This window comes from Candidatus Palauibacter sp., assembly GCF_965208055.1.
GTDB lineage: Bacteria > Gemmatimonadota > Gemmatimonadetes > Palauibacterales > Palauibacteraceae > Palauibacter.
Window position 1 is genome coordinate 660,399 of sequence record NZ_CBDBNY010000004.1, and the last position, 13,405, is coordinate 673,803.

The window sequence follows — 13,405 nt, forward strand, 5'->3', positions numbered from 1 at the left end:
AAGCCGCGGCAAGGGCCGGAGCGGGCCGGAGCCTGCCGCGTCCGGCGCCGGCCATCACGCCAACGGAAGCGGGCCGCAGGCCTCCACGGCTGCCGAGCCCGCTTCTTTCGTTGAGACAAGCTCGAGAACAAGGTCGAGACAAGGAAGGTGTCGATGGAGATACGCTCGGGGATACCTGTCGACCGGGAACTGGATGCTCTCGTGGTCCCATGGTTCGATGGCGCGGACGCGACGGGAGAGTGGTGGGAACACCCCGCCGCTGCCTGGCTGGAGGGCCGTGGAGGCTCCGGGGAGATGTCGGGTTGGGTGCGGCTCGGGGCGCCGGAGACCCCGGATGTCTTCGTCGTCCGCCTGGACGCCGGAGCGAGGCCGGTGGCCGAGTCGTGCCGGCGCGCGGCGGGGGCCGGGGCCAGAGCGGCTCGCGAGCGCGGCCTCGGGTCGGTCGGATTCCGCGTCCCGGAGACGGCGGACGGCGCGGTGTGGCAGGCGTCCGCCGAGGGACTCGCGCTGGGGGACTGGCGTTACGACGGGCTCCGCGACACGGAGGGCCGGGCCGGCGCACCGGAAGAACGGGTCCTCCTCGCGGGGGGTGAAGCCGGCCGGGATGCCGAGGCCGCGGTGCGGCGGGGGTGTGTGCTCGCCGCGGCGCAGAACGCCACGCGCGAACTCGTAACGCTGCCGGGCAACGTGGCGACCCCGCGGTACCTCGCAGCCGAGGCGGAGCGCCTGGCGGGAGAGCATGGCTTCCGGGTTGAGGTGCGGGATCGGGAGCGGCTGGAGGAGGAAGGATTCGGGGGTCTCCTCACCGTGGCCCGCGGGTCCGTCGAGGAGCCGCGCTTCATCGAGATGGAGCATGAGGGCTCGGGAGGAGATCCGGTCGTCGTGGTCGGCAAGGGCGTGACGTTCGATGCGGGAGGGATCTCGCTCAAGCCCGCCTCGGGCATGGAGGACATGAAGTACGACATGGCGGGCGCCGCGGCCGTGTTCGGGATCATGATCACGGCGGCGCGCCTCGAAATCCCGCAGCGCGTGATCGGCCTCGTGCCGGCGACGGAAAACCTTCCGGCTGGGGATGCCGTGAAGCCGGGGGATGTGATCCGCGGGCTCTCGGGCAAATCGATCGAGGTCATCAACACGGACGCGGAGGGTCGCCTCATCCTGTCGGACGCACTCACGTACGCCCAGCAGTTGGATCCGGTGGCGATCGTCGACATGGCCACGTTGACCGGGGCCTGCGTCATCGCCCTCGGCCATCACGCGGTGGCGGTGCTCGCGAACGACCGGGGTATCGCGGACGAGTTGTCGGAGGCCGGTGAAGCGACGGGTGAACGGACGTGGCCTCTGCCGCTGTGGAAGGCGTATCGAGCCCAGCTCGACTCCGACATCGCGGACATCAAGAACATCGGTGGCCGAGGCGCGGGCACGATCACCGCGGGCTGGTTCCTGCGCGAGTTCGTGTCGGACGACGTGCCCTGGGCCCACCTCGACATCGCGGGGACGGCATGGGCGAAGGAGGCGCGCGGCTGGCAGCCGAAGGGTGCCACCGGGGTTGGCGTCCGGCTCGTCCATGAATGGCTGCGCGTGCGCGAGCGAGGGTGACGAAGCTCTTCGTCCGCGCCCTCGGCGCGCTGCTGCTCGCGGTTGGGGGCGCCTCTGCGGCCCACGCCCAGGAGCCGCCGGTCTCGGACAGCCTGGAGGTCGTGCCGGATTCGGTCCTCGCGGCGTTCGCCGACACCACGCCGCGACGGGCACAGAGCTTTCCGGGGCGGCTGACGGGCCTGCGCGGTCCGACGCACGAGATCTTCGACTGCGACCGGGAGTGCGTGCATGCGTCGCCGTCATTCACTCTCCTCGAACTCCTTCTCGAGCGCGTTCCGGGAATCACGGGGGTTCGCGGCGAGTTCTACCAGGGGCCCCACCATGTGTTCGACGGCGGCTTCGGACCCGGGTTCGCGACCCTCTACATCGACGGCCGCGAAGTCCTCTCCCTCTCCCGGGCCCAGGCCGACCTCCGGCGCGTGTCGCTGAACTACGTCGACCGGGTGCGCGTGTATCGCGGCGCGGACGGGCTCGTCATCGATGTCGACCTCATCCGTCACGACGGGGTCCAGGCCTACTCGCGCGTCAGCGGAGTGACCGGAGATCCCCGCTCCGAGATCCTCGACGCCGTCTTCGCCAACCGGTTGGGAGGGGCGTCGAACGTGGAAGCCTCGTTCGAGCGGTACGACGTCCAGGACCGGCAGAACAATCAGGACCGATTCGCGGTACAGGGCCGCTTCTCGTGGATGCCGCGCTCGAACGATTTCGGGGCTCAGTTCGAGTATCGTTCCGAGACCATCGACCGCACCGGGCTCGACACGCTCGAGTTCTCGCGCCGGGAATTCGTGCTCCGGACGCGGGCGAACCTCGGGGAGCGGGCCCAGGTTGAAGCCTACGGGCAGGCCACGAGCTTCACGGATGTCGTCGACAACCTCCCGGACAGCATATCGCCGCCCCAGCGGGGCGCGGATGGCGTCGGCCTGCGATTCTCGGCGCGACCCGGATCGGGGGCGGTGTCGATGGGCCTCCGCTTCGCCGGGCGCGACGCCTACGCATCGCGCCTTGCGGACTTCTCCGCTTGGCAGCCCATCGGTCCCTTCGCGCTCGAAGGCGGAGCGGAACTCGCGAGTTGGAACGAGTTTCCCACGAAATCATGGCGGGCGGGGCTGGCCTTCCGGGAGACGCTCCTCTTTCCGATCGAGCTGAGGGCGTTCACGGCGGAGGGCGCGCGCGGCATCGGCTTTCCCCAACATGCCATGCTCGACAGCCTCGAGACCTCGGAATTCGTGCTCGCGGACAGCGTCCGGTTCGACTCCCGCGGCGCCTCGGCGGCCTTCGCGATCGGGCCGTTCAACCTTTCCGGGCGCTACTCGGAGCAGCGGATGGACCGGCAGTTCGGCTTCGGCGCGCCCTTCGACCGGCTCGTCGTCGCGGACACGGGGGAGGTGGACGTCACATCGCTGGAGGCGCGCTTCGACGGGCCGGTCGTGCCGCTCGGCGTGCTGCTTCGGGGCGTGGAGCCGATCCGCCTGCGCGCTTCGTGGCGGAAGTTCGATTCCCGTGGCGCCGAGACCCTCTTTCTCCCCGAACGCCTGTTCCGCACGGAGCTATACCTGTACGACACCTTCTTCGAGGAGAACCTCCGAATCTGGGTGTCCGTGTTCATCGACCGGCGGGGCGCGCGGCTGGTCCCGGTGCCCGGCTCGCCCGACCCGGCGATGCTGGACGCCGACAGCTGGATGGGGGGGCACCTGATGTTCAAGATCGGCGACTTTCGGTTCTTCTGGCGTTTCGGCAACCTGGGCGGGGACGAGATCGGAGATTTCGAGGGAGCACTGTTCCCCCGGCGGCTCAACGTGTTCGGTCTTCGCTGGGAGTTCTTCAATTGATCCACCGGGCGCCGCTTCGGGAGACATCGACGTGATTCGCAGCATGACCGGCTACGGCTCGGCGACCGTGACGGGGGAGAGCGGGGCGGTCACGGTCGAAGCGCGCTCGGTGAATTCCCGGGGGCTGAAGGTCGTGGTGAAGGCGCCCCCCGGAGAAGAGCGCTGGGAAAGCGAGCTTCGCGCCCTCGCCGAAGCCCGGGCCCGCCGCGGCCGCCTGGACCTGTTCGTCCGGGTGGAGAACATGCCGGACGCTGGAGGCACGACCCTGGATGAGGCGCGCGTGCGGGAAGTACTCGATGCGTGCGCCCGGCTCCGGGATGACTTCGGCGTGTCCGGCGAACCGGACATGGCTTCGCTGCTGCGCGTGGGCGGCATCTTCCGGAAGGCGGGCGGTGAGGGCACGGAGTTCGAACCGGACGTGGACGATGTGAAGCAGGCCGCGGCGGACGCGCTCGACCTGCTGGTGGAGATGCGGGATCGGGAAGGGGCTCGGCTGGAGGTCGATCTTCGAGGGCGGCTGGCGGGCATCCGGAGCGCCGTCGATGGTGCGGAGGCGCTGGCGCCGGAACGCCTCGAACGTGAACGCCGCCGGCTTCGCGATGCGGTCGACGGCCTGGTCGGAAAGAGCCTGGATGAGGATCGGCTGACGCGCGAGATCGCGCTCATCGCCGACCGCTGGGAGATCAGCGAGGAACTGGTGCGGGCCCGCTCGCATGTGGAGGCCTTCGAAGAGTTTCTGGAGGCCCCGGTCGACGAGCCGGTGGGACGGCGGCTCGGCTTTCTCGTTCAGGAGTTGCAGCGCGAAGTCAACACGCTGGGCGCAAAGGCGAACGACCCCCGCATCTCGCGACTCGTGGTGGAGGCCAAGAACGAGATCGAGAGGCTCCGGGAGCAGGTGGAGAACGTCGAGTGAGCCCCGCGGCATCCGGGGCCGGTACCCTCTTTCCCGTCATTCTCTCCGGACCTTCCGGAGCCGGGAAGACGACGATCCGCGATCGGTTGCTCGCCGACGCCGGCTCCCCCGGATTCCTGTTCTCGGTCTCGATGACGACGAGAGCGCCGCGTGCGCGAGAACGGGATGGCGTGGACTACCGGTTCGTCTCGCGGACCCGGTTCGAGGCGCTGGTGGACGCGGGGGCGATGCTCGAATACGCGACCGTCCACGGTGAACGCTACGGGACGCCGCGCGACAATCTCGAGCGGGCGCGGAACGCGGGCGCCCATCTCCTGCTGGACATCGACGTGCAGGGGGCTCGGCAGGTGTGGGAGGCCGTCGCGGACGTCCTCTCGATCTTCATCGTCCCACCCACGGGGGAACGGATTGCGCGGCAACTGCGGGGGCGGGGCAGCGAAAATCCGGAGCAACTTCGGCGCCGGCTCACGAACGCGCGTTCGGAGCTGCGCGCCGCGGAGGAGTTCGATCGTCTCGTCGTCAATGACCGGATCGAGGACGCGGTCGCCGAAGTGTCGGCGCTCGTCGCGAAAGGACTCGTGCCCCCTCACCGCCTCGAGTCGGCAGAGCGGCGATACGTGAAACGCATCATCGGGGAAATCGGGGAGTTGGATACCCTTTGACGCATGTGGTAGATTCCCGAACGGGCGCGGTCCGGCCGGGACCGCCGCGCGGAATGCCATGGACAGCGCTGGACCCTGAGGGTCGAGGGAGAGAAATAGAATGAAGGTGTTTACGCCGGACGCCGTGGCGAAGGCGGCGACCAACAAGTATCTGGGCGTACTCGTCGCCGCGAAGTATGCGCGCGAACTCAACGCCCTCCCGTTGGAGCGCTCGCCATACGGCGCGGAGAAGCTGACGACGGTCGCCGCGGACGCGCTGACCTCGGAAGAAAAGAAGCTGCAATACCGGCTCGTCCGGGCGCGCCCCACCCTGATGCCCTAGCGCACCCGGCGCCTCCGTGCGGCCTTTCGATGGTCGTCGCGTGTTGCTCGTCGTGTCCGGCGGGATCGCCGCGTACAAGAGCGCGATCCTCACCCGCCGCCTGATCGAGGCCGGCGCCGGGGTCGAGGTCATCCTGACCGCAGCGGCCGAGCGCTTCATCGGACGCGTTACTTTCGAGGGGATGACCGGCCGCCCGGCACACGCGTCGCTGTGGGACCGGCCCATGGCGCATCTGGATCTCGGGCTCGAGGCCGATGTGGTCGTGGTCGCGCCCGCGACGGCCAACCTCATCTCCCGGCTGGCGGCCGGCGCCGCGGACGACCTGGCGACGACCGCCGTGCTGGCTTCGCCGGCTCCGGTGATCGTCTGTCCCGCAATGAACACGCGGATGTGGGAGCATCCGATCACGCAGGCGAACGTCGCGCGGCTGGCCGAGGTCGGCTACGCGATCGCCGGGCCGGCCGATGGGCCGCTCGCGGAAGGGGAAAGCGGGCCGGGGCGGCTGCTGGAGCCGGAGGAGATTCTGCCGCGCATCGGGCGGGCGCTGGAGACGGCGACCGGTCTGCGCGGGCGGAAGGTCGTCGCCACGGCGGGGCCGACCAGAGCCGCGCTGGATCCCGTCCGCTTCATCTCGAACCGCTCCTCGGGCCGCATGGGGTTCGCGCTCGCCGCGGCGGCCTGGCGGCGTGGGGCCGAGGTCACGCTCATCAGCGGGCCCGGCCGGATGCCGCGACCCCCGGGGCCCGGCGCGGTGGAGGTCGAGACGGCCGGCGAGATGCTGGCTGCGCTGGAGACGGCGTTGACGGATGCCGACATCCTTCTGATGGCTGCAGCCGTCGGCGATTTCGAGCCCATCGACCCGGCGCCCTCGAAGATCAAAAAAACGAACCGGACCGGGAACGCGTTCGATCTCGCGCTCCGGGCGGGACCGGATTTGCTGATGGAGACGCGGACGTTCCGCGAACGGAAGGGCATCTTTACTCTGGGTTTCGCGCTCGAGACGGAGGATGCTGTTGCCCGCGGCCGAGAGAAGCTCGAGCGGAAGGGCATGCATCTCGTTGCGGTGAACTCGGCCGTGGAGCCCGGCGCGGGATTCGAGTCCAAGACGAACCGCATCACGCTGATCGACCGGAGCGGCAGGGTCGAGGAGTTGCCTTTGGCGGAGAAGACCGAGTTGGCGGACGAGTTGCTCGATCGGATCGAAGCCGCGTTCCCGGCGGCGGTAGAGGGGTGAACCCGCCGGATGCCGGGGCCCGGGCGCTCGCGCAGGCTTTTCTGGAGCAGACGCTCTCCGCGGAGGGGAATGCGCTCATGCTGGAACATGCGACGCGCGAAGAGGTCGTCCGCCGTCTGGCCTCCGCCGGGCGCGCGGCGCGAGGGGGCGCTGTCACTCCGGGCGCGAGGACGAGCCCCGACGCCGCGGCAACGGGGCCGAAGATCGCGGAGGCGCCGGATCTGGAGACGCTGGCCGCACTCGTCGCCTCCTGCTCTCGCTGCACGCTTCATGAATCGCGAAAGAACCCGGTCTTCGGGGAGGGGGCGGCGGACGCCCGCGTCGTGTGCGTGGGGGAGGCGCCCGGGGCGCGAGAGGATGAAACCGGCCGCCCCTTCGTCGGCCGGGCGGGCCACCTGCTCGACCGGCTGCTGATGTCGATCGGGCTTCCGCGAACGTCCGTGTACATCTGCAACGTGCTGAAGTCCCGACCGCCCAGGAACCGCGACCCGCTCCCCGAGGAGGTCGCAGCCTGCGCTCCCTACCTCCTGAGGCAACTCGCGCTCATCGAACCCGAGGTGATCATCGCCTTCGGCGCCTTCGCCGCCCGCACGCTGCTCGAAACGAAATCCGCGCTGGGCCGGCTCCGAGGCACCGTTCATCGCTATTCCGGGTACCCCGTCGTCGCCACGTACCACCCGGCGGCGTTGCTCCGCAACCCGGCCTGGATCCGGCCGACGTGGGAGGACCTGCAGATCGTGCGCGGCATGCTCGATGGCGTGGAAGATCGCGAGGCCCGTATTGGTTGAGACGGCGATCAGTCTCCCCGGCGACGCGATCGAGGCCCGACGCACGCCCTGGTCCGAGGAAGCCGAGATCTCCGTCCTCGGGGCGATGCTCATCGACGGCGACGCCGTGGCGACCGCCCTCGAGCGGATCGACGATTCCGCCTTCCACCGGGAAGGCAATCGCCGGATCTTCCGCGCGATGGTGCGTCTGTACGGCCGCGGCGACGTGATCGATGCCGTCACGCTCGCGGACGAACTCCAGACCGCGGCGGAACTCGACGGTGTCGGAGGGATGGCGTACCTCGCCAAACTCGTGGACGCCGTGCCCACCGCCGCCAACATCGGCTACCACTGCCGGATTCTGCGCGACAAGACGGTGCTTCGGCGGCTCATCTCCAGCGCCACCGAGATCATCCAGGACGCCTACGAAACGGGGTCGGGAGAAGTCGACGAGACGCTCGACCGCGCCGAGCAGAGGATCTTCGAAATCTCGCAGGCGGAGCAGCGCGGGACCTTCGTCCGCATCAAGGAGGTCCTGCGCTCGACGATGGACCGGATCGACGAACTCGTGCGGAACCCGGGCTCGATCACCGGCGTCGCGTCGGGCTTCCCCGACCTCGACCGGATGACGGCGGGGTTCCAGCCGGCCGATCTTGTCGTCCTCGCCGGGCGCCCCTCGATGGGCAAGACGGCCTTCGCGCTGAACATCGCCCAGCATACGGCGATCGCCGGGGATGTTCCGGTGGCGATCTTCTCGCTCGAAATGTCGAGAGAGTCGCTCGTCCAGCGGATGCTGAGTGCGGAATCCAAGGTGGATTCGAGCCGCCTCCGGACGGGGCGATTGAATTCCGACGACTTCACGCGGCTGGCGAGCGGAGCCGGACACCTGAACACGGCCCCGATCTGGATCGACGACACGCCCGCGATCTCGCCCATCGAACTCCGTGCCAAGGTGCGGCGCCTCCACGCGGAGGTCGGAGTCGGGCTCGTCGTGCTCGATTACCTGCAGCTGATGTCCGGCGGAGCGCGGGTCGAAAACCGCCAACAGGAAATCAGCGCGATCTCGCGGTCCCTGAAGGCGATTGCCAAGGAGGTCGGCGTGCCGCTCCTCGCGCTCTCCCAGCTCTCGCGAGCGCCGGAACAGCGCGAAGGGAATCGTCCGCGGCTCTCGGACCTGCGCGAATCGGGAGCGATCGAACAGGACGCGGACGTGGTCCTCTTCATCTTCCGTGAGGAGATGCACCGGAAGCCGGAAGAGGTGGAGGAGCGGGGACTGGCGGGGAAGGCCGAACTCATCGTGGGCAAGCAGCGCAACGGGCCGACCGGAACCGTCGAACTCTATTTCCACAAGGCCTTCACGGCGTTCGAATCCGTGAGCCGCCGTCCGGAACCCGACTAATGCGGTCGCGAGGCCCGGCGGCTCCCCGCGGCGTGGGCGCCATCGTCGTCGCGGCGGGGCAGGGGCATCGCTTCGGCGCCTCACGGCCCAAGCAGTTCGTCGATCTCTGCGGCATGCCGGTTCTCGCCTGGTCGGTACGGACGTTTCTCGACCATCCCGACATCGACCGGGTCGCGCTGGTGCTTTCTCCGCCGCGGGCGGCGTCGCCCCCGGCATGGCTTCCGGATGGGATTCTCGTCGTGCCGGGTGGCGTGTTTCGGGCCGATTCCGTGCGTGCCGGCATCGAAGCCCTGGCGGGGGACGTCGAGACCGTGCTCGTGCACGATGGGGCGCGTCCGTTCGTGTCGGCCGAGCTCGTTTCCCGCGTCGTGAACGGAGCGCGGGGCGGCCCGGTGGTGCCGGTGATCGCCGTGGAAGACACGGTGAAGCGGGTGGACGAGGGAGGATGGATCGAGGAGACCGTGCCACGCGAGCAGCTCCGCCGCGTACAGACGCCACAGGGGTTTCCGGCCGAGGTCCTGAACCGTACTCACGCACTCGAGGATGCGGGTGCGTGGGAGGCGCAGGACGCCGCGGCGATCACGGACGACGCGTCGCTGTGCGAGCGGCTCGGCATCGACGTTGCCACCGTGGAGGGGGATCCGGCGAACCTGAAGATCACGACCGCGCGCGACCTCGCGCTGGCGCGCGCCATGGTTGAGACCGGGTTGATCGCTGCGGGGAACTAGTGTCATGGAGACGGGAGCGGGAACGGTATCGACGTGGTGAAATGGCGCGAGTGGGCGGGCGCTCCGGGGTCAACCGGACCGGGCCGGGCGCCGGTGGCCGAAGATGACGCGCTCGACCGGGCGGTGGCGCTGCTCGACGCCGGGGGGGTCGTGGCTCACCCGACTTCGACGGTATACGGGCTGGGTGGCCGTCCGTGGCCGGAGGTCGACGCGCGGATTGCCGCGATCAAGCGGCGGCCGCTTGGGCCGCTGATCCGGCTTGCCGCGAGCCGTACCGCGCTCGTTGAGGCGCTGCCCGGGACACGGTGGACGGAGGCGGCGCGCCGGATTGCCGACGCCTTCTGGCCGGGACCGCTCACTCTGGTGCTGGAGGACGGGAGCCGCACCGGGGTTGCCGTGCGCGTCGACCCTCATCCGGTCGTGCGACGCCTCCTCGATCGAGCCGGCGGGCTGATGACATCAACGAGCCTGAACGTGACGGGGAGACCCCCCGCGAGGACGGGCGGGGAGGTGCGGGCCGTGCTGTCGAGGGTCGGATCCGATGCGGGAACCGTGGGTTGGCTCGACGTGGGCGATCTCGCCGGCTCGACTCCGTCGACCCTCGTGCGCGTGACGGGGGAAGCGGTCGAGATTCTGCGGCAGGGCGCCGTGCCGGCGACGGACATCACCCGGGTCCTCTCGCCGCATCCTCTCGGAAGGCCGTCCCCATGAACCTCCTCTTCGTCTGCACCGGCAACATATGTCGCAGTCCTCTGGCCGAGGTGATCGCGGGGGCGGAAGCCGACGCGCGGGGGTGGTCGGAGGTCTCGTGCGCATCGGCGGGGACCTTCGCCTTTCCCGGCCGGCCGGCCTCCGGTCCCGGGATTGCGGTCGCCGCCGCGCACGGACTGGACCTCGCGGGACACGCCTCCCGGGAACTCTCGCCGGAACTGGTCGAGTGGGCCGACGTGATCATCGGCATGGAGGCGTCGCATGCCGGGGCGGTCGCACGCCTGGCTCCGGACGCGGCCGTCCACGTCATGACGGATTTCCTGCCCCCGCGCCACAGCCGGCGCGAAGGCGGGGTCCCGGATCCGTATGGCGGAGATATCGAGACGTACGAAGCGACGCGGGAGTTGCTGACGCGGGCCATGCGGGGGCTCTTTGACGCGCTCGACGAAGACGAACGAGGAGGAGGCGTAGGAGCCGGGTCGTGACGCTCCGCTTCGTGCTCCTCGGGGATCCCGTGCGGCACTCGATTTCACCCGCGATGCACCGCGCAGCTTTCGAGATCCGCGAACTCGACGCGGAATACACCGCCCGGCGGACCGCTCCCGGCGAAGTCGGATCGATCATGCGGAGTGCGGGTCTGGCCGGCGGAAACGTGACGCTCCCGCACAAGCTCCGGGCGGCCCGAGCCCTCACGCGACCGAGCGCCGCGGTTCGCGCGACCGGGGCGTGCAACTGCTGGTGGCGACGCACGGATGGTGAACTCGCGGGCGACAACACGGACGTCGGCGGGCTCCGCATCGCCCTTTCCCGTCTCGGCTTCCAGCCGCAGGGCGGGCGCGTGCTCCTCCTGGGCGCCGGGGGCGCGGCCCGGGCCGCGGTTCATGCACTGCTCGAAGGCGGAGTGTCGTCCGTCGAGATCCTCAACCGGACGCCGGCACGTGCACACGCGCTGCGAGATCGGGCGCTGGCCCACGCGACCGACGCCGCCCGCGCGGCGGACGCCGTGCGTGTAGCCGCGGCGCCGCACCCCGGCGCGACGTACGATCTCGTGCTGAATTCGACGAGCCTTGGGCTTTCGCCCGGGGATCCGTTTCCCCTCGACCTGGGTCCGGGAGGGCACGGGGGGCGGTTCGGCGCAGCCGTCGACATGGTGTACGCCGCGGGAGGGACGGCGTGGATTCGACACGCGCGCACGCTCGGCATCCGGGCCACGGATGGACTCGACATGCTCGTGGGCCAGGCGGCGCTCTCGCTCGAGCGCTGGTTCCCCGGCCTCGAGGCCCCGTTCGAGGCGATGCGAGAGGCAGCTGTGGCTGAACTCGCAGCGCGGTCGGGGCCGGAATCGGGGGATGGATCGGGCACCGGGTGAGTGCCGCGGCTCGTGCCGGCCGGCTCCGTCTCATGGGCCGGGCGGCCGCCGCGGCCTTCGATGCGCTCGTGCCCGCGGCGTGTGTGGGCTGCCGCCGCGGCGTCGCTCCCGATGGCCCGCCGCTGTGCGCCCTGTGTCGGTCACGATTCCCGCGGCTGGCGAATCCCCGCTGCCCCCGCTGCGCTCAGCCGCTCGGCAACATCGCGGCCGCGGCCGGGGAACTCGTGCGGTGCGGCACTTGCGAGGAGTGGCCCGACGTCCTGGCGGCGGCCGACGCGCCCTTCGCCTTCGAAGGTCTGGCCGCCCGGACGGTGCGCGCCCTGAAATACGACCGTTGGCGTGCACTCGCTCCGTGGATGGCCGCCCGCATGGCTCCCGGCGCCGAAGCGATGGCGTCCCGGATCGGCGAAGGCGCGCCGTGGCTGGTCCCGGTGCCGCTCGCGCCCGCCCGGCAGCGGGAACGGGGATTCAATCAGGCGGGGGAACTGGCCCGCGCGCTTGCCGACCGCGGTGTCGGGCCCCTGGGATTGTTCCTCGCCCGCCGGCCGGGAGGCGGTCGCCAGGCCGGCGTCCGCGGGGCTCTGCGCCGCGCGAACGTACAGGGCCGCTTCCGGTTGCGCGCCGGCCTCCCTCACGAGCGCCGGAGCGCCATGATCGTCGATGATGTGCTCACCACGGGAGCCACCGCGATCGCCTGCGCCGAGACGCTGGCCGAGGCTGGATTCCGCAACGTGGCCACCGTTAGTTTTGCGCGCACCTTGCGTCCCCTGGACAGGGACGAGTCACCGACCGGGCGCTTCGCCCCTGATCCTTCCCGAGAGGAATCCGAATGAGTGTGAGGGTTGCCATCAACGGTTTCGGCCGCATCGGCCGGAATATCCTCCGAGCGGCGCTTCAGAGCCCGCGCGGAGACCTTGATTTCGTTGCGATCAACGATCTCACGGATGCGGCGACGCTCGCCCATCTGTTCAAGTACGACTCCGTGCATGGGCGCTTCCCCGGCGACGTGCGCGTGGACGGGGGAGAACTCATCCTGGGAGAGGAGCGTGTGCGCGTCTTCTCCGAACGCGACCCGGCCAACCTTCCCTGGGCGGAACTCGGCGTGGACGTCGCGATCGAATCCACCGGGATCTTTCGCAAGAAGGAAGATGCGACCCGGCACATGAGCGCGGGCGCGAAGAAGGTCATCATCTCCGCCCCCGGCGTCGAACCGGACATCACGCTGGTCCTGGGCGTGAACGCGGATGAATACGACCCGGCGAAGCATGACGTGATCTCGAACGCGAGCTGCACGACCAACTGCATCGCTCCGGTCGTGAAGGTCCTGCTGGACCGCTTCGGCTTCGAACGCGGTCTCATGACGACCGTTCACGCGTACACGAACGGCCAGCAGCTCCTCGACCTGCAGCACAAGGATCTCCGGCGTGCCCGCGCCGCCGCGCTCTCGATCATCCCCACGACGACGGGCGCGGCGAAGGCCGTGGGTCTCGTTCTTCCGGAGGTGAGTGGACGACTCGACGGAATGGCGATGCGCGTCCCGACGCCGAACGTGTCGATCGTGGACCTCGTGGCCACCGTGTCGCGGAGCACGTCGGCGGGCGAGCTCAACGCCGCGTTTCGCGAGGCTGCGGAGGGGCCGCTCGACGGCGTGCTCGAATACACCGAGGAACCGCTCGTATCCGTCGACTTCACGGGACACCCCGCCAGCGCGATCATCGACGCACAGTCGACATCGGTCATGGACGGCACGCTCGTGAAGGTCATTTCGTGGTACGACAACGAGTGGGGGTACTCGAATCGCCTGGTGGACCTGGCGAGTTTCGTCGGAGAGCGTCTGCCCGCCTCCGTCGGGGCCTGAGCGGCCCGAACCGC

General features: G+C 69.9%; 14 protein-coding genes. All 14 read left to right on the forward strand.

The features are described 5' to 3' along the window. Positions 1-153: 153 nt before the first annotated feature. The 14 genes from ACOGXI_RS03090 (at position 154) to gap (ending at position 13,391) form a co-directional block, all read left to right on the forward strand. On the forward strand, positions 154-1,599 hold the full coding sequence (locus ACOGXI_RS03090) for a leucyl aminopeptidase (protein ID WP_419937426.1): 1,446 nt from the start codon (positions 154-156) through the stop codon (positions 1,597-1,599). After that, positions 1,596-3,428, forward strand: a complete 1,833-nt coding sequence (locus ACOGXI_RS03095) for a TonB-dependent receptor plug domain-containing protein (protein ID WP_419937427.1) — start codon at positions 1,596-1,598, stop codon at positions 3,426-3,428. The genes ACOGXI_RS03090 and ACOGXI_RS03095 overlap by 4 nt, the downstream gene beginning before the upstream one ends. Before the next feature lie 31 nt (positions 3,429-3,459). After that, positions 3,460-4,341 (forward strand): YicC/YloC family endoribonuclease, encoded by an 882-nt coding sequence (locus ACOGXI_RS03100; protein ID WP_419937428.1) that lies wholly within the window; start codon positions 3,460-3,462, stop codon positions 4,339-4,341. Then, entirely contained in the window at positions 4,338-5,003 is a 666-nt protein-coding gene (gmk, locus tag ACOGXI_RS03105) for a guanylate kinase (protein WP_419937429.1), read from the forward strand. The genes ACOGXI_RS03100 and gmk overlap by 4 nt, the downstream gene beginning before the upstream one ends. 100 nt (positions 5,004-5,103) lie before the next feature. After that, positions 5,104-5,325: a hypothetical protein gene (locus ACOGXI_RS03110; RefSeq protein ID WP_310758955.1), complete on the forward strand. Its 222-nt coding sequence runs from the start codon at positions 5,104-5,106 to the stop codon at positions 5,323-5,325. 16 nt (positions 5,326-5,341) lie between these two features. Continuing rightward, positions 5,342-6,559, forward strand: coding sequence for a bifunctional phosphopantothenoylcysteine decarboxylase/phosphopantothenate--cysteine ligase CoaBC (coaBC, locus tag ACOGXI_RS03115; RefSeq protein WP_419937430.1), 1,218 nt, complete (start codon positions 5,342-5,344; stop codon positions 6,557-6,559). Next, entirely contained in the window at positions 6,556-7,347 is a 792-nt protein-coding gene (locus ACOGXI_RS03120) for a uracil-DNA glycosylase (protein WP_419937431.1), read from the forward strand. The genes coaBC and ACOGXI_RS03120 overlap by 4 nt, the downstream gene beginning before the upstream one ends. Beyond that, a complete protein-coding gene (gene dnaB / locus ACOGXI_RS03125; RefSeq protein ID WP_419937432.1) occupies positions 7,340-8,725 on the forward strand; it encodes a replicative DNA helicase in 1,386 nt (461 codons plus the stop codon). Before ACOGXI_RS03120 ends, dnaB begins: the two co-directional genes overlap by 8 nt. Beyond that, the gene (gene ispD, locus ACOGXI_RS03130) at positions 8,725-9,453 is read left to right on the forward strand and encodes a 2-C-methyl-D-erythritol 4-phosphate cytidylyltransferase (RefSeq protein ID WP_419937433.1); all 729 of its coding nucleotides are present in this window, start codon (positions 8,725-8,727) and stop codon (positions 9,451-9,453) included. Before dnaB ends, ispD begins: the two co-directional genes overlap by 1 nt. Before the next feature lie 33 nt (positions 9,454-9,486). Continuing rightward, positions 9,487-10,164 carry an L-threonylcarbamoyladenylate synthase gene (locus tag ACOGXI_RS03135; protein WP_419937434.1) on the forward strand — a complete coding sequence of 226 codons (678 nt, stop codon included), beginning with the start codon at positions 9,487-9,489 and terminating at the stop codon, positions 10,162-10,164. Further along, a complete protein-coding gene (locus tag ACOGXI_RS03140; protein WP_419937435.1) occupies positions 10,161-10,649 on the forward strand; it encodes a low molecular weight protein arginine phosphatase in 489 nt (162 codons plus the stop codon). The genes ACOGXI_RS03135 and ACOGXI_RS03140 overlap by 4 nt, the downstream gene beginning before the upstream one ends. After that, on the forward strand, positions 10,646-11,533 hold the full coding sequence (locus tag ACOGXI_RS03145) for a shikimate dehydrogenase family protein (protein WP_419937436.1): 888 nt from the start codon (positions 10,646-10,648) through the stop codon (positions 11,531-11,533). The genes ACOGXI_RS03140 and ACOGXI_RS03145 overlap by 4 nt, the downstream gene beginning before the upstream one ends. Beyond that, positions 11,530-12,366, forward strand: a complete 837-nt coding sequence (locus tag ACOGXI_RS03150; protein WP_419937437.1) for a ComF family protein — start codon at positions 11,530-11,532, stop codon at positions 12,364-12,366. Before ACOGXI_RS03145 ends, ACOGXI_RS03150 begins: the two co-directional genes overlap by 4 nt. Then, on the forward strand, positions 12,363-13,391 hold the full coding sequence (gap, locus tag ACOGXI_RS03155) for a type I glyceraldehyde-3-phosphate dehydrogenase (protein ID WP_419937438.1): 1,029 nt from the start codon (positions 12,363-12,365) through the stop codon (positions 13,389-13,391). The genes ACOGXI_RS03150 and gap overlap by 4 nt, the downstream gene beginning before the upstream one ends. The last annotated feature ends 14 nt before the right edge of the window (positions 13,392-13,405 follow it).